Below are 19142 nucleotides of genomic sequence, written 5' to 3'. Positions count from 1 at the left end.
CACGCGAGCGCGCGGCGGCACGGACATGAACAGCGGTGATGGACGGAACTGACGAGCGGAACGCGCCGGAATCGGTGAGGGCGCGCCGTGTGGGGTCAGCGACAGTCGACGTCAGCGACCGCGAGCATGCCGACAGCGATCAGCGCCAGTTCATGGCGGATCGGGTGCGGGGCTGCGTCGGACACAGCCGAGAATTTAGCAGAAAGTCGGAGGGAGCCTGCTACCGAGTCAGCAGCCACGCGACGATCACCAGCACGATCAGCGCGATGAGGGCCAGGGTCACACGGGAGCGGGGCACGGTGTCACTTCTCTCGGGGGTCGGAGTCGCCGGTGGTCACGGCTGCGGGGTCCCGGTCGGCGGGCGTCCGGCGGAAGTAGCGCCGCCTGGCATCGAAGAGCGCCGACAACACGATGTCGACGACGTACGCGGTGAGTGCCGCTGCCGGCACGACCACCAGCAGGACGACGGCGACCTGGGGCACGAACGGCAACCCGGCGATCCAGAGTTCGACTCCGTCCCACCACGTGGCCACTGCGTTCACACCTCACGACAGTAGTCCCTCGCTCTCCGCGGTGGACTGGGGCGCCGGACGGCTTCATGATGGGCGGATGAGCCCGTTCGACGAACAGTCCGTGGTCCCCCGCGTCGCCAGCGCGGGGGAAGCCGTCTTCGGCCCCGGCGCGGCCGAGCCGGCCGAGGAGGGCGGCGCGCTCGACACCGTTCCCGGCACGGCCCAGACCTGGCTGCCGCATCGCACGACGTTTCCGCCGATCGACGACTACGCCTTCCTGTCGGACTGCGAGACCACGTGTCTGATCGCTCGCAACGGTGCGGTGGAGTGGATGTGCATTCCGCGACCGGACTCCCCCAGCATCTTCGGAGCGGTGCTCGATCGCGGTGCCGGGCAGTTCCGCATCGGCCCCTACGGTCAGAACGTGCCCGCGGCGCGGCGCTATCTCCCGGGCGGTCTGATCGTCGAGACCACGTGGCAGACCGAGACCGGATGGTTGGTGGTCCGCGACGCTCTGGTGATGGGCAAGTGGCACAACACGGACGAGCGCTCCCGCACGCACCGCCGGGCCCCGTCCGACTGGGACGCCGAGCACTGCCTCATCCGCAGCGTGAAGTGCGTCAGCGGAACGGTCGAGCTCGAGATGAGTTGTGAGCCCGCGTTCGACTACCACCGCAAGCCTGCCGTGTGGGAGTACACCGGCAACGTCTACGAGGAGGCGACGGCCACCGCCACGGCGGGCGACGGCTCCGAACCCACTCTCAAGTTGACCACCAATCTGCGCATCGGCCTCGAGGGGCGAGAGGCCCGCGCCCGGACTCGGATGACGGAGGGCGACAACGTCTTCGTCGCGCTGTCGTGGTCGACGCTCGATCCTCCCCGCACCTTCGAGGAGTCAGCCGAAAAGATGTGGCAGACGGCGGAGTGCTGGCGCCAGTGGATCACCATCGGCCGCTTTCCCGACCATCCGTGGCGCGGGTTCCTGCAGCGCAGCGCGCTCACCCTCAAGGGTCTCACGTACGCACCGACCGGCGCGTTGCTCGCCGCGAGCACCACGTCGTTGCCGGAGACGCCGGGCGGAGAGCGGAACTGGGACTACCGGTACGCCTGGGTACGCGACTCCACCTTCGCCCTGTGGGGTCTGTACACGCTCGGCCTCGATCGCGAGGCCAACGACTTCTTCGCCTTCATCTCCGACGTGACGTCGGGCCCGGACGGCGAACCCGTTCCGCTGCAGGTGATGTACGGCATCGGCGGCGAACGCACGCTCGAGGAGGAGGAGCTCGGACACCTGTCCGGGTACGACGGAGCCGTCCCTGTGCGCATCGGAAACGGTGCCTACAACCAGGTGCAGCACGACATCTGGGGCACGATGCTCGATTCCGTCTACCTGCACGTGCGCTCGCGGGAGAATGTTCCGGAGTCGCTGTGGCCCTTGCTGAAGCGTCAGGTGGAGGAAGCGATCGAGCACTGGCGCGAGCCCGACCGGGGCATCTGGGAGGTACGTGGGGAACCGCAGCACTTCACGTCGTCCAAGGTGATGTGCTGGGTGGCGCTCGACCGCGGAGCGAAACTTGCTGTGCTGCACGGCGAGAAGGCGTACGCCGAGGAATGGTCGAGCATCGCCGACGAGATCAAGGCCGACGTTCTCGAGCACGGCGTCGACTCGCGCGGAGTCTTCACCCAGCGATACGGCGACGACTCACTCGACGCCTCGTTGCTGCTGGTGCCGCTCCTGCGGTTCCTGCCGTCGGACGACGAGCGCGTCCGGGCGACGGTGCTCGCCATCGCCGACGAGCTCACCGAGGACGGCCTGGTACTGCGCTACCGCGTCGACACCACGGACGACGGGCTCTCCGGCGAGGAGGGCACCTTCACCATCTGCTCGTTCTGGTTGGTGTCCGCACTGGTCGAGATCGGCGAACTGCACCGTGCGAAGCGACTGTGTGAACGGCTGCTCGGGTTCGCGAGCCCGCTGAAGCTCTACGCGGAGGAGATCGACGCGAAGACGGGTCGGCACCTGGGCAACTTCCCGCAGGCGTTCACCCACCTCGCGCTGATCAACGCCGTGGTGCACGTCATCCGGGCGGAGGAGGCAGCGCAGGCCGGGCAGTTCCAGCCCGCCCACGGCCATGCGCACTCGTGACGGTCAGTCGAGTCGGAGGGCGTTGACCCACAGGCGCGTCGCCGCGTGCACCAGCTGATCCGACGACCACGTCGGCGGCTCGCCGAGGGACGGCTCCACCACGAAATGGGTGAACGCCAGCCGGGAGATCATGCCCGACAACGCGAGTGATGCGACGACGGGATCCACGCCGCTGTCCGCCAGGCCTCGTCGCTGGAGACCCGCGATGCTGCGCGCGTTGCGACGGACGAACGCGTCGGCACGGTTGCGTCGGAGCCGCCGGAACCGGATGTCGATGGCCGCCACCTGTTCGAGCAGTTCCATCAGCTTCGCGTTGCGTTCGTACGCCTCGAAGTACGCGCGCGTGCTCGCCTCGATGACGGCGACCGGATCACCGTCGTCCGGCACGTGTTCGGTACCGGGGTGCATCATGTCGTCCTGCGACACCTCGAGCACCGCCGCGAAGATCTCTTCCTTGCTCGCGAAGTAGGTGTAGAACGTGCCGGACGAGCAGCGAGCCTCGGCGGTGATGTCCACCAGACGGGCGTCGAGGTACCCGGCACGCTCGAACACCACCCGCGCCGCCGCGACGAGCGCAGCGCGCGTGCGCACTCCGCGCGGCGTCGCCGGCGGGGTACGGAGCAGGTCCGCGTCGGCCAGCGACGGCGGCTCGTCGTCGCCGGCGGACCCGGTGCCGGCCGGCGGGGTCCTGGTCATGGGTGTCCCCGCGGGAGCGACCGCGGACCTACTTCTTCTTGTCCGCGGACGCGTCGGTGGACAGGGCGGCGACGAACGCCTCCTGTGGCACGTCGACACGACCGATGGTCTTCATCCGCTTCTTGCCGGCCTTCTGCTTCTCGAGCAGTTTGCGCTTACGGCTGATGTCACCGCCGTAGCACTTCGCCAGGACGTCCTTGCGGATCGCACGGATGTTCTCGCGCGCGATGATCTTCGACCCGATCGCCGCCTGGATCGGGATCTCGTACTGCTGGCGCGGGATCAGGTCCTTGAGTCGGGTGGTCATCTTGTTGCCGTAGGCACCGGCCGCGTCGGCGTGCACGATGGCCGAGAACGCGTCGACGGCCTCGCCCTGCAGCAGGATGTCCACCTTCACCAGGTTGGCCGACTCCTCGCCGATCTCCTCGTAGTCGAGGCTCGCGTAGCCGCGGGTGCGTGACTTGAGGATGTCGAAGAAGTCGAAGATGATCTCGGCCATCGGGATGGTGTAGCGCAGCTCGACGCGGGTCTCCGACAGGTAGTCCATGCCGCCGAGCTCACCGCGGCGGCTCTGGCACAGCTCCATGATGGACCCGATGAACTCGCTCGGCGAGATGATGGTGCACTTGACCATCGGCTCGAACACCGCGCGCGCCTTGCCTTCCGGCCAGTACGACGGGTTGGTGACGATGTGCTCGGCGCCGTCGTTCATCTCCACCCGGTACACGACGTTGGGCGAGGTCGAGATCAGGTCGAGCCCGAACTCGCGCTCGAGGCGCTCGCGGGTGATCTCCATGTGCAGCAGACCGAGGAATCCGCAGCGGAACCCGAACCCGAGAGCGACGGACGTCTCCGGTTCGTAGGTGAGGGCGGCGTCGTTGAGCTGCAACTTCTCGAGGGCGTCGCGCAGATCGGGGTAATCGGACCCGTCCACCGGGTAGAGACCCGAGTAGACCATCGGCCGTGGCTCGCGGTATCCGGTGAGCGCTTCGGTCGCGCCGTTGCGGGCGCTGGTGACGGTGTCTCCCACCTTCGACTGACGCACGTCCTTGACGCCGGTGATGAGATAGCCCACCTCACCGACGCCGAGGCCCTTCGTCGCCTTGGGGTCCGGCGAGACGATGCCCACCTCGACGAGCTCGTGCGTCGAACCGGTCGACATCATGGTGACCTTCTCGCGCGGCAGGATCTTGCCGTCCACCACACGCACGTACGTCACCACGCCGCGGTACGCGTCGTAGACGGAGTCGAAGATCATGGCGCGTGCGGGGCCGTCGGCGTCGCCGACGGGCGCGGGCACCAGACGGACCACCTCGTCGAGCAATGCCTCGACGCCCATGCCGGTCTTGCCCGAGACGCGCAGCACGTCGTCCGCCTCGCAGCCGACGATGTGGGCGATCTCCGCGGCGTAGCGGTCGGGGTCGGCCGCGGGCAGGTCGATCTTGTTCAGCACCGGAATGATCGTCAGATCCTTCTCGAGTGCCAGGTAGAGGTTCGCGAGCGTCTGCGCCTCGATGCCCTGTGCAGCGTCGACGAGGAGCACGGCACCCTCGCACGCCTCGAGTGCACGCGACACCTCGTAGGTGAAGTCGACGTGCCCGGGGGTGTCGATCAGGTGCAGGACGTGCTCGGTGTCCCCCACCTTCCACGGCAGGCGGACGTTCTGCGCCTTGATGGTGATGCCGCGCTCACGCTCGATGTCCATGCGATCGAGGTACTGCGCGCGCATCGACCGGTCGTCGATGACACCGGTGAGCTGCAGCATGCGGTCGGCCAGCGTCGACTTGCCATGGTCGATGTGGGCGATGATGCAGAAGTTACGGATCCTGGTGGGATCCGTGAACGTCGTGTCCGCAAAATTGGTGATGGGGTACTCCTGACGAGACGGCCGTGGTGACGTACAGAATATCTGCACGTCACCACGGCCGGGGTCCCGGGCAGGCCGGAGGCCGGTCGTGCAGGTGGGGCGGGCAGGCCGGAGGCCGGTCGTGCAGGTGGGGCGGGCAGGCCGGAGGGGTCAGGCGGGGGCCGTGGTGGTGGCCGCTCCGGCACCCGCGAGGGTGCTCTCGAATGCCGGTACGAGCGAGTCGAGCAGGTACGGCAGGCTCAGCGGCGAGGTGAAGTAGATGGCGCCGGCCGTGATCGCGTCGGTGAAGACGAGCCTGTTCTCCCGCACCTCCTGCAACGACGAGTACACCGGGTCGGCCTCGAGTGTCGCGCGGTCCTCCGGGGACTCGGTGGCCCAGAGCAGCACGTCGGCGGTGTCGAGCACGGAGAGGTTCTCCAACGGGATGTACGCCTGGGCGTCCTCCTCCTGGACGAAGGCATCGAGCTCGGACGGGATCTCGAACCCGAGCGAGGTGAGGAAGTCGGTGCTCAGACCGTCCTGATAGGCGATGGCGTTGCCGTCGTAGATCGCGTTCTGCAGGAGGACGGCCTTCTTCCCCGCGAACTCGGGGTGGGCCTCGGCGGCCTCTCGGTACCGGGTGCGGACGTTCTCGACGAGCGCCTCCGCCTCGTCGGGCTTGCCGAGCGCGGCTCCGATGGTGCGGGTCTGCTGATCCCACGGCTCGAAGTAGGGGGAATCGACGTCGCTGTGGGCGATGGTCGGGGCGATGGCGCTCAACCGGGTGTAGTCGTCCTGCGTCATACCGGCGTTGGTGCCGATGATGAGGTCGGGTTCGAGGGCGGTGACCTTCTCGAACTGGATGCCGTCGTCCTGGGTGAGCACCTCGGGCCGGGCGTCACCCAGCAGATCGTGAGCCCAGGGCCACGTCGCGTCCGGCTGCTCTCCGTACCACTCCGTGACACCGACGGGAACGACGCCGAGAGCCAGCAGGGTGTCCTGCTCGGTCAGTCCGACCGAGACCACACGCTGCGGATCGGCCGGCACGACGGTCTCGCCGTAGGCGTGAGTCACGGTCACCGACCCCTCGGTCGATCCGCTCTCGGTGTCGGACGAGCACGCCGACACCAGCGCCAGGACACTCAGTCCGACGGCCACCACCGTGCGGCGACCCACACGTCCGACACTTCCACGCCTCACGACAACCCTCTTTCACATCGGGAATCTCCCAAAATCGGACTTAGGGTAGCCGAACCTCACTCACGGGTGGTGAGCTACGTCCTCGGGTCTCGGTAGCCTGGTCGGCATGGCAACTCTGGCGTCGATCGGCAAGAAACTGGGACGACTCGCAGTGGCGGAAGGCCCGCGCCTGTTCCGGCAGCTGCAGCGGTCCGGCGCCCTCGACAAGGTGACGCAGTCGTTGGGTTCACGCATCGGCGCGTCCGGTGCCGGTGGCACGTCACCCACCGGAGCATCGTCGGGACGGCCCGTGACGTCGACCTCGGTTCCCACCGCCATGCGCGCACGGCGCATCGAGTACTCCCCCGCGCTGGACGGCGCCGCGGACCCGGGCGAGGTCGTGTGGACGTGGGTGGCCTACGAGGAGGATCCGTCGCAGGGCAAGGATCGACCGGTGCTCGTGGTCGGCCGCGACACTTCCACTCTGCTCGGCCTCATGCTCTCGAGTCAGAGCAAGCACGACGGCGACCGCGACTGGCTCGGCCTCGGCGGCGGGCCGTGGGACGCGCAGGGACGCCCGAGTTGGGTCCGTCTCGACCGCGTGCTCGACGTTCCCGAGGGCGGGATCCGACGAGAGGGAGCCGTCCTCCCCCGTGATCGTTTCGACCTGGTGGCACAGCGCCTGCGCTCCGACTTCTCCTGGCACTGAACTCGGATCACAGTCGATCGACGGCGTTCTTGGCCTCGAGCAGCGACAATCCGGTCCGCTCGCGGAGTAACTTGATCGCGGCGATCGCCCGTCCCTCGTTCTTCAGTGCCGTGAGGCGCGGAACGAGGTCGTCCCACTGCACCGGGCCCGGCGTAGGGACTCACCGCGTTCGAGGGACTCGACAGCCACCTTCGCGTCGCGCAGTCCGGCGCCAGTTCGTTCCCGATAGACCTTGATCGCCTGAATCTTCTTGTCGGCGGCCAGCAGTCGATGAATCTCGGCGCGAGCACCGTCGTCCAACCCGACCGTTCCGACCTCGCCGGAGGTAGTGGGCCTGCCGGATGCGGCGCGTCCGAGAAGTCGGAACGCGAGCACGGCGGCGACGAGAACGATCAGGGCGACGAGGAACCATCCGGAGGCCGACATGGTCTCCAGTGAATCACCTCCGCCCGGACGCCGCGAGGGTCGTCAGCTCCGGCCGGCTCTGGCGCACATCCATGCCGCGGTGCTACCGTCTCTGTGCGGATGTGATTTCCGCCCCCTTCTTCCCCATTCTCACGGGCGCCACATCCTGCGTCACATTCCTTCGAACCATCCGCACTGGTAGTGCGTTCACTGTGACCCTCACGCATACCCCGGACTCCCTCGACATCGTCAGCGGAGCCCTGTCCCATCTCTCACATCGCGCCCGGACACTCGACACCGGTCCGCTCGAAGAGCCTGCGCTGCACATCTTCTCGCACCTGGCGGCGCCTCCGGATGCGGTGATCTCGCATCGCCGCTCACTCCCCGCCTATCAGGCCGCGACCCTCGTCCTCGCCGTCGAGGCCTATGCCGATGACCGCCCGGAGGAGTCGACATCATCTGCGGCACAACGGTGGTCGTCGGTCCGTGGCCACGAGCGGTACCACGACGATCTCGTCGCCATGCTGAGTTCCTGCCGTCGCGGTGGCAGTTGTCGCGGCGCACCGGTCGAGTACCGGTCGGTGGACGTCGGTCCCGCGTCGACGATGTCCGTCCCGGTGTTCGGGTTGCTCGACACCCACTCTCCCGGCGGTATTCCCGTGGCGGTCGCGCTCCACATTCCAGACCCGGCCCACCAGGCCCCACTCCAGATCGAGGTGCTGTCCGGCGATCGAGACGCCGGTGCGAGCACGCTGGACGCCCTCCTCTCGCTCATGACCGACCACGACGTCATGCGCGGGCAGGTCCTGACCCTGGGAGGGAGCGGTGGACGCGGCAACGGCCTCGTGAGGTTCATGGCGAGGCCCACCGTCGCGGGCGAGGACTTGATCCTTCCCGACGGCACCCTCGAGGCGATGACTCGCCATCTCGTCACCGTCGGGTCCTCGGCAGCACGACTACGTGAAGCGGGCCAACACGTGGGTCGCGGCATACTCCTGTACGGCCCACCCGGAACCGGCAAGACCCACACGGTCCGCCACCTGCTCGGACTCGTGCCGGACAGCACGGTGATCGTGCTGACCGGGTCCGCGATGCGCCACATCGCCGAGGCCACCACCCTTGCACGCCGCCTGAGCCCGTCGGTCGTGGTGGTCGAGGACGTCGATCTCATCGCCCGGGAGCGCGAGGAAACGGGTGTGAACTCGCTCCTGTTCGCCTTGCTCGATGCGATGGACGGCATGGACGGCGACGCGGACGTCACGTTCGTCCTGACCACCAACAGACCGGACTCCATCGAGCGAGCGGTCCGGGACAGGCCCGGCCGTATCGACCTCGCGGTCGAGATCCCGTTGCCCGACACCCGCGGTCGCGAACGGTTGGCACGGCTCTACCTGTCGGCCGTGAACGTGGCAGCCGATCTCACACCGCTGGTGGAGGCGACCGAGGGTGGAACCGCCTCGTACGTCCGAGAACTCGTGCGCCGCACCGTGGTGGCCGCGATCGAACGCGACGACCATGGCGCCGACGGGCACCCGACGGTGATCACCGACGACGACGTCGCCGCGGTGCTCACCGCCTGCGTGGACGAGCGTCAGAGACTGACGCGCTCGCTGTTGGGCGGATCTGGCGTCAGGCCAGCCGGGTGATCTCCACGACGACGTCGAGTTCCGTGGACCCGCCACCGGAGAAGATTCCCTTGAGGGGTGGCACGTCGGCGTAGTCGCGTCCGATTCCCACCGAGACGTGCTGTTCGTTCACCGGCACACCGTTGGTCGGGTCGTAGCCCCACCACGATCCGGTCCACGCCTCGATCCACGCGTGTGACTGACCCTCGACCGAATCACCGACCACCGCTTCGGCATTCGGGTGCAGGTAGCCCGAGACGTAGCGGGCAGGAATGCCGATACTGCGGAGCAACACCAGCGTGAGGTGTGCGTAGTCCTGGCAGACGCCCTTCTTCTCGGCCCACGCCTCCACCGCGGACGTGTGCACCCCGGTGGTGCCGGGAACGTAGGACATCTCCTGGTTCACCCAGTCGCAGACGGCCACCACGGCGTCGTACGGCCCCAGATCCTTCGCCAACTTCTTCGCGACGGACGTCAGCTGACGGTTCCGAGGGACGTAGGTGCTGTGGCCGAGCAGCTCGTTGAACCTGTCCACCACGGGGTCTGCGGCCAGGTCCTCCCAGTCGAGGGTCTCCTCCGGCGGGACGAACGCGTCCGTCTCGACGACGGAGGACCCGGCCACCTCGAGGGACGTGTGTGGAGCGTGCAGATCGAACGCCGTGACCGCGGTGCCCCAGTAGTCGGTGTACCGGTACGACCTCGTCGCCGGATCGGTCTCGACGCGGTTCAGAATGACGTTCTGCCGGGTGTCGCTCCGCGGCGTCAGTCGCGCCTCGTTGTACGAGGACGTGACCGGTGCGTCGTAGTTGTACCCCGTGGTGTGCACGACGCGCATCCGCCAGCTCACAGTTCACCCTCCAATTGTGCTTCGTCCGTTCGGCTTCCGGCGTCCGTCCAGGCGACCCAGGGCGCTGCGTGGAAGTACTGCTTGGAGATCGCCTCACCCACCTCGCGGCAGGTCTCCTGCAACGACATCAGACGGTCCTGCAGGTCCTCCAGCAGAACACCCGGCTGCAGGAACTCGAGTTCACTGCGAGCGCGGCCGAGAAGTCGCTGCGCCTCGGCACGGGATCCGACGCGCATGTCGGGGTGATGGTCGAGGCTGTCGAGCGAGTGTTCGGCCTCGCTCAGTGCGTAGAACACCGAGCGCGGGAACAGCCGGTCGAGGAGCATGAACTCCAGGACGCGTTGAGCGTCGAGAGCGCCACGGTAGGTACGCAGATACGTGTCGTGTGCACCGGCCGACCGCAGCACCGTGACCCACGCCGGCGACGACGGTCGGTCGCCGGCACGGGCGAGCAGCAGGCGGACGGTCATGTCGATGCGTTCCACGGAGCGACCGAGCAGCAGGAACCGGTAGCCGTCGTCGCGGCTGAGCGTCGAGTCGGCGAGGCCGGCGAACATCGCTGCGCGCTCCTCGATGAACCCCAGGAACTCGTGGGGGCCCAGACGCTTCGACGCTCGGATGCGTTCACCCAGTGCGTTGTACGTCGTGTTGAGACATTCCCACATCTCGCTCGAGGTGACCTCGCGTGCGCCGCGAGCGTTCTCGCGGGCGCTGGACAACGAGTCGACGATGGAGCCGTTGCCCTCGCGCGAGAACGCGACGAGTTCCGTCAACGACCACACGTCCAGGCGCTCGTCGGGAAGCTCGAATCCCAACACCCGCAACAACACTCGTGAGGTGTGGTCGGGGTCGACCGTCGCGTCCTCGAGCAGCTGGTGCACCGTGACGTCGAGGATGCGCGCGGTGTCGTCGGCGCGTTCGACGTAGCGGCCGATCCAGTACAGCGATTCGGCGTTACGAGCCAACATCAGCGGGCACCGTCCTTCAGGGAGTGGGTCAGCTGTTGCTGCTGCTGTTGGATCTGCTGGCTGTTGAGCTCGGGGCCCTGCTCCGCGGTGGGTGACGACGGGGGTTCGGACACGATCTCCGCCCCGCCGAGCTCACGCTCGTCCTCCTTGGTGGCGCGGCCGGCCAGCACCCACGTGTCCTTGCTGCCGCCGCCCTGGCTCGAGTTGACCACCAGGGACCCTTCGGGCAGCGCCACTCGGGTCAGTCCGCCGGGCAGCACCCACACGTCGTCACCGTCGTTCACGGCGAACGGCCGCAGGTCGACGTGCCGCGGCGCGAGCTGGTCACCGATCTTGGTGGGCACCGTCGACAGCTGCACCACCGGCTGCGCGATCCATCCGCGCGGATCGGCCCGGATCTTCTTGCTGATCGTGGCCAGTTCCTTGGGCGACGCGTCCGGACCGAACACGATGCCGTATCCGCCGGAGCCCTCGACGGGCTTGATCACCAGTTCGTCGACACGGTCGAGCACCTCCTCGCACTCGTCCGGCAGCCAGCACCGGTACGTGTCGACATTGGCCAGGAGCGGCTTCTCGCCGAGGTAGTACTCGATGATGGTCGGCACGTACGTGTAGGTGAGCTTGTCGTCGCCGACACCGTTGCCGATGGCGCTGGAGATGACGACGTTGCCGGCACGTGCGGCGTTGACCAGTCCGGCCACACCGAGAACGGAGTCGGGTCGGAACTGCATGGGGTCGAGGTAGTCGTCGTCGATGCGGCGGTAGATCACGTCGACCTGGCGCTCGCCCTCGGTGGTGCGCATGTAGACGACGTTGTCGCGGCAGAAGAGGTCGCGGCCCTCGACCAGCTCGACGCCCATCAGCCGGGCGAGGAGGGAGTGCTCGAAGTACGCAGAGTTCGCGACGCCGGGTGTGAGGACGACGACGGTGGGGTCCGCCTCGTTGATCGCGGCAGCGGCACGCAGGGCGCGCAGCAGGTGCGTGGCGTAGTCACCGACCGCACGCACCCGGTGGCTGGCGAACAGGTCGGGGAACACGCGCGCCATGGTGCGGCGGTTCTCCATCACGTACGAGACCCCCGACGGCGAGCGCAGGTTGTCCTCGAGGACACGGAACGTGCCCTCGGCGTCCCGGATCAGGTCGATACCGGCGACGTGGATGCGCACACCATTGGGCGGCACGATGCCGAACGCCTCGCGGTGGAAGTGTTCGCACGACGTCACCAAAGATTTCGGGACCACGCCGTCACGCAGGATCTCCTGCTCCCCGTAGATGTCCGCCAGGAAGAACTCGAGTGCCTTGACCCGCTGCTTGATCCCGCGCTCGAGCTTGTTCCACTCGGACGCCGCGATGACCCGGGGCACCTGGTCGAGAGGGAACGGACGCTCCTGCCCCTCGAGCGCGAACGTGATGCCCTGATCGACGAAGGCGCGGCCGAGGGCGTCCGAGCGGGCGTCCAGTTCCGCGGCGTCCGACGGCGCGAGCGCCTTGTGGATTCCCTTGTACGGTCCACGCAGCCCGCCGTCGCCGTCGAACATCTCGTCGAACGCCAGTCCGTACTTCCCGATGTCCCGGTAACCGTCGAAGACGCTCGGCCCGGACGAGGACTGCGACTGCGAACGGCTCTTCTTCGCCTGTGGTGCAGCGCTTGATCGGGGACTCATGGTCGCCATGCTGCCTCACAGGTACCCCTGGAGCACGGTGGACACGTTAATTCCATGCAACCTCACGAGTCACGTGCACACCGACTCCCTGCAGCGAGATCACCGAATTGGGTTACCGGACCGACGCTGGTAGTCTCGTACGTCGGACGTGGGCACGCTCGTGCGCACCCACCGTCACCAGCTTTCACAAGCACTGCACGTACGGCTCGAGAGTGTTCCCCGGAGTCAGCCGTCCCGGACCGAGAAGAGACGAAGGATAACTACGCGTGGCCAACATCAAGTCCCAGGTGAAGCGAATCGCTACCAACGAGCGTCAGCGCCTGCGCAACCAGTCGGTGAAGTCGTCGCTCCGCACCGTGATTCGCTCCTTCCGTGAGGCGACCGAAGCCGGCGACAAGGCCAAGGCCGAGGAGATCCTGCTGACTGCGAGCCGCAAGCTCGACAAGGCAGCCAGCAAGGGCGTCATCCACAAGAACCAGGCTGCCAACAAGAAGTCGGCACTGTCGCTGGCCTTCAACAAGCTCTGATCTCTCCCGAGCCCTCGCGGCTCCTCTCGAGAGTCCCTGTGCAGTTCTTCTCGAGAGTTCCTGTGCAGTAGCTTGTCAGCACTACGCCCCGGGCGAGCACGATGCCCGGGGCGTAGTCGTGTGCCCGGGCGGCGCTGTCAGCGCGAACTCAGCCCCGCCACCACGTTCACGGCGCGTTCCACCGCGTAGTCCGCATCGGCGGCCTGGCCCTTGACGTCCGCGTTGAGCGCGGCCACCACCTGCAGTGCCTCGGCGATGCGCTGCGGATCCCACATGCGGGCCTGCGCCTGCGCCTTCTTGATCTTCCACGGCGGCATCCCCAGTTCGGACGCCATCCGGAACGGATCGCCGCGGCCCGCCGAACCGACCCGCGCCACCGTGTGGACGGCCTCGGCCAGTGCGTCCGCGAGCAGCACGTGCGGTGTGCCGCCCAACATCGCCCACCGCAGTGCCTCGAGGGCGCCGGCACGGTCACCCGACACGGCCTTGTCGGCGATGTCGAAGCCCGTGACCTCCGCACGGCCCGAGTAATAGCGGCGGACCGCCGCGACATCGACCTTCCCCGCCGTGTCCGACACCAGTTGCGAGCACGCGGCGGCCAGTTCGCGGAGATCGGACCCCACCGCGTCGACGAGCGCGGCGATGGCATCGGGAGCGACGCGTGTCTCCGAGTGGGAGCGGAACTCGGCCCGCACGAAGTCGACGCGCTCCGACGCCTTGGACAGCTTCGCGCACTCGTGGACCACGGCACCGGACTTCTGCAGCGCCCCCACCATGGCCTTGGCCCGGCCTCCACCGGAGTGCAGAACGACCAGGACCACACCGTCCACCGGCGTCGCCGCGGCGTCGAGAACCAGCGTCATCGCGTCCTTACCGGCCTCCGCGGCCGCCTCGAAGACGACCACGCGATCCTCGGCGAAGAGGGAGGGGCTGAGCAGTTCCGCGAGCTCGGCGACCGTCGTGTCCCCCGCCCGCAGACGGTCGACCGGCACCTCTGCCCCGGCCCCCACCGTTGCCGCGCGCATCGCGGCCACGATGGACGACACCGCACGCTCGACGAGGAGTTCCTCGTCGCCCAGGACGAGGTGCAGGGGCTCGGGACGGGTGCTGCTCGCTGTCGAACTCACCGGTCGATGGTGCCACGGTGCGCCGACAGCCACCGACGCCGGACCATCACCGCCGCGCCCGCCGCGACGAGGACACATCCCCCGACGACGGCGGCGCCCCGAGGCCCGGTCGGAGTGAGCACCGTCGCACCAGGAGCGTCCGCCGTGTACGCGGCCACGGCCAGCAACCACCGCAGCGGCACCCACGCCACCCCGGCGACGACGGCCCCGGCCTCCACGCTCACGACGGCCACCACGGCCGCCAGCGCGCCGATCACGGTGACCGGCCCGACGACGGGTGCGGCGAGCACGTTCGCCGCCACCGAGTAGACGGAGAACGTTCCGGCCATGGCGGCGACCAGCGGCGCGGTCACCAGGTGCGCCGCCAGCGCCACGGCCACGGCGTCGAGCACCGGACGTCGGCGACCGGGCGGTGCGTCGGCGCGGCTCACCATCGCCGTCAGCACCGGGGCGAGCAGCACGAGAGCGACCGTCGCGGTCACCGACAGCGCGAACCCCCACGACACCGCCAGTCCCGGATCGACGGCCAGCAGCACCAGCACCGCGGTGCACAGGGCCGGCATCACATGGCGACGGCGGCCGGTCATCACCGCCAGCAGACCCAGCACACCCATGACCGCCGCACGCAGGACGCTGGGTGACGGTCTCGCCACCACGACGAACGCGACGAGGACGATTCCCGCGAGCGCCGCGGTGGTCCGAGGGCCGGCCGAGAGCAGCCGAGCGCCGAGGACGACACACCCGACGACGAAGGTGAAGTTCGCACCCGACACAGCGGTCAAGTGGGACATTCCGGCCGCCGTGAACGAGTCCTGGACGGAGACGTCGAGTCCCGACCTGTCCCCCACCACCATCCCCGGGAGCAGCCCCTCCTCCTCACGTGGCAGAGCGATGGCAGCGGCCTCCGCGAGAGCACGTCGCACCACGCCCGACCACCGGAGCAGGGCCGGCGCGCTCCCCACCTCGGGTGGCCCCGTGGCACGTGCGACGGCATCCACCGCGCCCACACGATCGGGAGCCGCGAGCCGCGCCCGGAACGTCACCGAGACACCCGGTTCCAGTGCCCGCCACGGATCCGGGGGCGCGAACACGGTGATCCGTGCCGACCCATCGACGACGGTGCCGCGCAGCGTCACTCGGCTTGCTCGTATCGGCACGAGCACCTGATCCGCGAACGAGCCCGTGATCGGACGTGGATCGTCCGTGACGACGCCCTCGACCGTCGCGTACGCACCGCCCAGCGCGCCCTCGCGGACCGGGCCCGTCGTCACCTCGTGCATCCGCAGGGACGACATCGCCGCGAACGCCGCGGTGACGCAGCAGGCCGCCACGACGACGAGCATCACCACCGATCCCCAGCCGTGCCGACGCCGGCACCACCAGCCGACGACCGCCACGAGCACGCACACCGCGGCCAGAGCCGCCGCGGGCCGCCACCCCGCGCCGACGGCCACCACGGTCGCAGCCCACGCCCCCACCGCACTCGGGACGAGCCGCAGATCCACGGCCGGTGCGTCGGTCACACCGTGACCAGGGGCGTCAGCTTCTCGAGCCGAGCGGGGCCGACACCGCTCACCTCGGACAGCTGATCGACGGACGTGAAGCCGCCGTTCTCGGTGCGCCACTGCACGATCGCGCCCGCGGTCACCGGACCGACACCGGGCAGGGCATCGAGCTCTGCCTCCGTCGCCTCGTTCAGCGACACCAGACCCGGGGCCTTCCCGCCGGCATCGGACGACCCCTCACCGGCCACGGACACGGGCGCCGGAGCGAGCGGTACCGACCCCGTCGTCGACCCCACCACCACCTGGTCACCGTCCGACACCTTCGCCGCCCAGTTGAGCCCGAAGAGGTCCGCGTCGTCCCGGCGCCCACCCGCGGCCGCGACGACATCGGCGATGCGGGACTCGGCGGGAACGGTGACGAGTCCCGGGCGCATCACAGCGCCGAGCACGCTGACCACGACTCCCGCGGATTCCGGTGCCGACGTCGTCGGCGTCTCGGACTCGGTGATCAGAGTGGGAAGCGGCGGCACCGCGGTGACCTGCGGAGAATCTCGCATCACCACCGTCCCCACGGCGCCCACGAGAAGGACGGCGGCCACGGCGAGGGCACGGACGCCGCGGGACCCCGGATCGATCCGGAAGCGCGAGCCGACGAGACCCGCGCGGCGATGCACCGCGTCGGACCGGCCGCCCTCGGGGTCGGCCGGCTCGGGAGCAGCGATCTCGGGTGCCATGCCCGCGACGGTAGGCCCGGGCCAGGACGAGACGAGCCGCCGCCGGGCTCATCTGTGGACGGCCACGACCCTGTGGATCAGATGCGGGCGGAGGCGCGCACGGCAGCGACGACGGACTCGGCCACGCGCACGTGTGCGTCCCAACCCCAGTGAATGCCATCGGGATTCGCGTCACCGGACGCGATGTTCTCCTCGACGGCGGCCTTGAGGTCGACGAGCGGGAGATCGTGCTCCGCAGCCCACGCCGTGGTCGCCCGCACGGCCGGTTCGCGACCGGCGTGCACACGTCCGTAGGCGTCGCACCGATGTACCGACGGGAGCGTCGCGATGACGGGGACGTCCGGACGCACGGCCGCGAGGGCGGCCCGGATCTGTTCGAGGTAGTCCACGCTCAGATGCGGCGGCAGGGCCACCGGACGGCCCAGGTGCGAGAGCCGCGGCTGCAGCCAGCCGTAGGCGGCGCGCACACCGCGTCGCAGGATGGGCGGTCGGACGTAGCGGATCTGCTCCCGCAGGGCCGTCGGCAGAGGTGACGGCAACGAGTCCATCCCGCCGGTCGCGAGGACCACCGCCCCGGCAAGCGGTATCGACGCCCACACACGGGGATCCTGGGTGAGTGCCCACCAGGCGTCGCGGCAGGTCCAGCCGATGCGGCCGACGAGCTCGACGTCCCAGCCCAGTTCGCGCGCGACGAGCGTGGGCCAGATGCGGGGATGGTCGGCCGGCAGTCCGCCCTCGGGACCGTAGTACGCGAGCGAGTCCGCGAGGACGAGCAGGACCGGGCGATCCGCCTCGGACATCAGAGAACGTCACCCGCCACGGCGGCCGTCGCATTCCACACGTCCAGGCGCCAGGAGACGTCGTCCGTTCCGTGTCCGGCGACCTGCACCCAGCTGGCGTTGCCCAGTCCCCCGAGCACCGGCCACCGGTCGACCGGCAGATCGAGCAGTGCGGCCGTGAGCGCGGCGATGGTTCCACCGTGGGCGACCACGACGACGGGCGCCGTGGTCCACTCCGGGTCCTTCAGCAGCTCCTGGATCAGCGGCATCGAGCGCTCGGCGACGTCCACGCGCGACTCGCCGCCCGGCGGACGGAACTCGGCGTCGGCGCGCCACGATTCGCGGACGCCGGGTGAGACGTCGTCGACGTCGAGGTGCGTCAGCCCCTGCCAGTCACCGAGGTGCGTCTCCCGGAGCCGCTCGTCGAGCTCGACGGGAACACCCGTGGCCGTCGACAGCGCGGTCGCCGTGTCGTGTGCCCGTCGCAGATCGGACGAGACGATGCGGTGTGGCTGCAGCAATGCCAACGCTCGAGCGGCGACCTCGGCCTGTGTGCGACCCAGCTCGGTCAGGTCGGTGTCGAGATGACCCTGCATGCGCGAGGCCGCGTTGTACTCGGTCTGACCGTGCCGGAGCAGCACCAACCGACGAACGGACGTCACTCGTCCGGTTCGGTGACGCGATCGACACCGTGGTCGAGGGCGTCGTCGACACCGTGATCGTCGGTGCCGTACTGCGTCGAGGTGTCCGTGGCTCCGAGACCCTCGATCTCGAGGACCGGGCAGTCCTTCCACAGACGCTCGAGGGCGTAGAAGTGACGCTCGTCGTTGTGGAGCACGTGGACGACGACGTCGACGTAGTCGAGCAGTGCCCATCGGCCCTCGCGGGTGCCCTCACGACGAACGGGCTGGCTGCCCGCCTCGCGGAGCTTCTCCTCGATGTTCTCGACGATGGCGTTGACCTGGCGCTCGTTGGGTGCCGACGCGATGACGAAGCAGTCGGTGATGACCAGCTGGTCGGAGACGTCGAGGGCCATGACGTCGGCGGCGAGCTTCTCGTCCGCCGCGAGTGCGGCGATGCTGGCGACCCTGATGGCCTCGGGTGTAGCGCTCACGTGGTGTTCTCTCCTGGTAGGGCTGATGCGGTGGTGGCGGAAGTGCCGGTGTGCTGGGGTGCGGGCTCGGAGACGGTCGCGATGCCGTCGTGACGCTCCTCCCCGGCGGGGCGGTACAGGTCCCGCTTCGAGATGTACTGGACGACGCCGTCCGGCACGAGGTACCAGACGGGACGGTTCTCGGCGGCACGCCGTCGACATTCCGTGGACGAGATGGCCAGAGCCGGGATCTCCACGAGGGTCAGGACGTCCTTCGGCAACCGATCGAGGTACTCGGCCAGATGGTCGGCACCCAGTTCGTACCCGGGGCGGGACACGCCGACGAAGCGGGCCAGCTCGAACAGTTCCTGCCAGTTCTGCCACCCGATGATGCTGCTGAGAGCATCGGCCCCGGTGATGAAGAACAGCTGGTCACCGGGATGCTGGTCGGCGAGATCGCGAAGCGTGTCGACGGTGTACGTCGGCTTCGCACGGTCGAGGTCGACGCGGCTGACGGAGAAGCGAGGGTTGGACGCGGTGGCGACCACCGTCATGAGGTAGCGGTCCTCCGCCGGGCTCACCGTCCGGTCCTGCTTCTGCCAGGGCTGGCCGGTGGGAACGAAGACGACCTCGTCGAGCTGGAACCGGTCGGCGACCTCACTGGCGGCCACGAGGTGCCCGTGGTGAATGGGGTCGAACGTGCCACCCATGACGCCGAGACGTCGCGGGCGTCGGCCCTCGGGCGGCGTCGTCGGTTCCTGCACGAGTGACGACTCTACG

The 19142-nt window shown here is 68.8% G+C and carries 21 protein-coding genes; 4 read left to right on the top strand and 17 right to left on the bottom strand.

What is annotated here, in order from left to right:
• Nucleotides 1-95: 95 nt before the first annotated feature.
• Both OHB23_RS22940 and OHB23_RS11420 read right to left on the bottom strand, forming a co-directional pair.
• Nucleotides 96-185, bottom strand: a complete 90-nt coding sequence (locus tag OHB23_RS22940; protein WP_321163718.1) for an Ms4533A family Cys-rich leader peptide — start codon at nt 183-185, stop codon at nt 96-98.
• Nucleotides 186-302: 117 nt separating this feature from the next.
• Nucleotides 303-542 carry a hypothetical protein gene (locus OHB23_RS11420; protein ID WP_222632728.1) on the bottom strand — a complete coding sequence of 80 codons (240 nt, stop codon included), beginning with the start codon at nt 540-542 and terminating at the stop codon, nt 303-305.
• Nucleotides 543-609: 67 nt separating this feature from the next.
• Here OHB23_RS11420 and OHB23_RS11415 point away from each other — a divergent pair, with 67 nt between their 5' ends.
• Entirely contained in the window at nt 610-2658 is a 2049-nt protein-coding gene (locus tag OHB23_RS11415) for a glycoside hydrolase family 15 protein (protein WP_328809561.1), read from the top strand.
• A 3-nt stretch (nt 2659-2661) separates the two neighbouring features.
• On the opposite strand, the gene OHB23_RS11410 is transcribed toward OHB23_RS11415, so the two are convergent.
• From OHB23_RS11410 to OHB23_RS11400, 3 genes are all read right to left on the bottom strand, one after another.
• Complete coding sequence (locus OHB23_RS11410) at nt 2662-3354, bottom strand: TetR/AcrR family transcriptional regulator (protein ID WP_328809560.1); 693 nt, start codon at nt 3352-3354, stop codon at nt 2662-2664.
• Nucleotides 3355-3382: 28 nt separating this feature from the next.
• Nucleotides 3383-5269: a translation elongation factor 4 gene (lepA, locus tag OHB23_RS11405; RefSeq protein ID WP_269320095.1), complete on the bottom strand. Its 1887-nt coding sequence runs from the start codon at nt 5267-5269 to the stop codon at nt 3383-3385.
• A gap of 102 nt (nt 5270-5371) precedes the next feature.
• Nucleotides 5372-6400: an iron-siderophore ABC transporter substrate-binding protein gene (locus OHB23_RS11400; RefSeq protein WP_200933839.1), complete on the bottom strand. Its 1029-nt coding sequence runs from the start codon at nt 6398-6400 to the stop codon at nt 5372-5374.
• Nucleotides 6401-6506: 106 nt separating this feature from the next.
• Here OHB23_RS11400 and OHB23_RS11395 point away from each other — a divergent pair, with 106 nt between their 5' ends.
• Entirely contained in the window at nt 6507-7088 is a 582-nt protein-coding gene (locus OHB23_RS11395; RefSeq protein ID WP_328809559.1) for a type II toxin-antitoxin system PemK/MazF family toxin, read from the top strand.
• 7 nt (nt 7089-7095) lie between these two features.
• Here OHB23_RS11395 and OHB23_RS11390 read toward each other — a convergent pair whose 3' ends face one another.
• Complete coding sequence (locus tag OHB23_RS11390; protein WP_328809558.1) at nt 7096-7230, bottom strand: hypothetical protein; 135 nt, start codon at nt 7228-7230, stop codon at nt 7096-7098.
• On the bottom strand, nt 7191-7514 hold the full coding sequence (locus OHB23_RS11385; protein WP_328809557.1) for a ribosomal protein L7/L12: 324 nt from the start codon (nt 7512-7514) through the stop codon (nt 7191-7193). Before OHB23_RS11385 ends, OHB23_RS11390 begins: the two co-directional genes overlap by 40 nt.
• Before the next feature lie 191 nt (nt 7515-7705).
• Here OHB23_RS11385 and OHB23_RS11380 point away from each other — a divergent pair, with 191 nt between their 5' ends.
• Nucleotides 7706-9139 carry an ATP-binding protein gene (locus tag OHB23_RS11380; protein ID WP_328809556.1) on the top strand — a complete coding sequence of 478 codons (1434 nt, stop codon included), beginning with the start codon at nt 7706-7708 and terminating at the stop codon, nt 9137-9139.
• Here the strand turns inward: OHB23_RS11380 and OHB23_RS11375 are convergent.
• The 3 genes from OHB23_RS11375 to OHB23_RS11365 are packed head-to-tail and all read right to left on the bottom strand — an operon-like array spanning nt 9123 to nt 12597.
• Nucleotides 9123-9953: a transglutaminase family protein gene (locus OHB23_RS11375; RefSeq protein WP_222630380.1), complete on the bottom strand. Its 831-nt coding sequence runs from the start codon at nt 9951-9953 to the stop codon at nt 9123-9125. The two genes, OHB23_RS11380 and OHB23_RS11375, sit on opposite strands and share 17 nt — an antisense overlap.
• An 8-nt stretch (nt 9954-9961) precedes the next feature.
• A complete protein-coding gene (locus OHB23_RS11370) occupies nt 9962-10933 on the bottom strand; it encodes an alpha-E domain-containing protein (protein ID WP_027505702.1) in 972 nt (323 codons plus the stop codon).
• Entirely contained in the window at nt 10933-12597 is a 1665-nt protein-coding gene (locus OHB23_RS11365) for a circularly permuted type 2 ATP-grasp protein (RefSeq protein WP_442972979.1), read from the bottom strand. Before OHB23_RS11365 ends, OHB23_RS11370 begins: the two co-directional genes overlap by 1 nt.
• Before the next feature lie 266 nt (nt 12598-12863).
• Between OHB23_RS11365 and rpsT the strand changes: the two genes are divergently transcribed.
• Nucleotides 12864-13124 (top strand): 30S ribosomal protein S20, encoded by a 261-nt coding sequence (gene rpsT / locus OHB23_RS11360; protein ID WP_027505700.1) that lies wholly within the window; start codon nt 12864-12866, stop codon nt 13122-13124.
• Nucleotides 13125-13261: 137 nt separating this feature from the next.
• On the opposite strand, the gene holA is transcribed toward rpsT, so the two are convergent.
• The 7 genes from holA to nadD form a co-directional block, all read right to left on the bottom strand.
• Nucleotides 13262-14251 (bottom strand): DNA polymerase III subunit delta, encoded by a 990-nt coding sequence (holA, locus tag OHB23_RS11355; protein WP_027505699.1) that lies wholly within the window; start codon nt 14249-14251, stop codon nt 13262-13264.
• On the bottom strand, nt 14248-15774 hold the full coding sequence (locus tag OHB23_RS11350) for a ComEC/Rec2 family competence protein (protein WP_328809555.1): 1527 nt from the start codon (nt 15772-15774) through the stop codon (nt 14248-14250). The genes holA and OHB23_RS11350 overlap by 4 nt, the downstream gene beginning before the upstream one ends.
• Complete coding sequence (locus OHB23_RS11345) at nt 15771-16490, bottom strand: ComEA family DNA-binding protein (protein WP_328809554.1); 720 nt, start codon at nt 16488-16490, stop codon at nt 15771-15773. The genes OHB23_RS11350 and OHB23_RS11345 overlap by 4 nt, the downstream gene beginning before the upstream one ends.
• A gap of 77 nt (nt 16491-16567) precedes the next feature.
• Nucleotides 16568-17290, bottom strand: a complete 723-nt coding sequence (gene octT / locus OHB23_RS11340) for a diglucosylglycerate octanoyltransferase (RefSeq protein WP_328809553.1) — start codon at nt 17288-17290, stop codon at nt 16568-16570.
• On the bottom strand, nt 17290-17931 hold the full coding sequence (locus OHB23_RS11335; protein WP_056445828.1) for a histidine phosphatase family protein: 642 nt from the start codon (nt 17929-17931) through the stop codon (nt 17290-17292). The genes octT and OHB23_RS11335 overlap by 1 nt, the downstream gene beginning before the upstream one ends.
• Nucleotides 17928-18383, bottom strand: coding sequence for a ribosome silencing factor (rsfS, locus tag OHB23_RS11330; protein ID WP_051613344.1), 456 nt, complete (start codon nt 18381-18383; stop codon nt 17928-17930). The genes OHB23_RS11335 and rsfS overlap by 4 nt, the downstream gene beginning before the upstream one ends.
• Nucleotides 18380-19126: a nicotinate-nucleotide adenylyltransferase gene (gene nadD / locus OHB23_RS11325; protein WP_268788579.1), complete on the bottom strand. Its 747-nt coding sequence runs from the start codon at nt 19124-19126 to the stop codon at nt 18380-18382. The genes rsfS and nadD overlap by 4 nt, the downstream gene beginning before the upstream one ends.
• Between the last annotated feature and the right edge of the window lie 16 nt (nt 19127-19142).

Origin of the sequence: Rhodococcus sp. NBC_00294 (assembly GCF_036163995.1) — a bacterium.
GTDB lineage: Bacteria > Actinomycetota > Actinomycetes > Mycobacteriales > Mycobacteriaceae > Rhodococcoides.
Note: the sequence above shows the minus strand (reverse complement) of the source record. Positions and strands in the feature narration are given on the sequence as shown.

Bases quoted from the DNA above. Each gene is read 5' to 3' on its own strand.
- OHB23_RS11375 (WP_222630380.1), bottom strand. From the start codon at position 9,953: ATGCGCGTCGTGCACACCACGGGGTACAACTACGACGCACCGGTCACG.
- OHB23_RS11415 (WP_328809561.1), top strand. From the start codon at position 610: ATGAGCCCGTTCGACGAACAGTCCGTGGTCCCCCGCGTCGCCAGCGCG.
- OHB23_RS11385 (WP_328809557.1), bottom strand. From the start codon at position 7,514: ATGTCGGCCTCCGGATGGTTCCTCGTCGCCCTGATCGTTCTCGTCGCC.
- OHB23_RS11395 (WP_328809559.1), top strand. From the start codon at position 6,507: ATGGCAACTCTGGCGTCGATCGGCAAGAAACTGGGACGACTCGCAGTG.
- octT (WP_328809553.1), bottom strand. From the start codon at position 17,290: ATGTCCGAGGCGGATCGCCCGGTCCTGCTCGTCCTCGCGGACTCGCTC.
- OHB23_RS11410 (WP_328809560.1), bottom strand. From the start codon at position 3,354: ATGACCAGGACCCCGCCGGCCGGCACCGGGTCCGCCGGCGACGACGAG.
- OHB23_RS11365 (WP_442972979.1), bottom strand. From the start codon at position 12,597: ATGAGTCCCCGATCAAGCGCTGCACCACAGGCGAAGAAGAGCCGTTCG.
- OHB23_RS11370 (WP_027505702.1), bottom strand. From the start codon at position 10,933: ATGTTGGCTCGTAACGCCGAATCGCTGTACTGGATCGGCCGCTACGTC.
- OHB23_RS11345 (WP_328809554.1), bottom strand. From the start codon at position 16,490: ATGGCACCCGAGATCGCTGCTCCCGAGCCGGCCGACCCCGAGGGCGGC.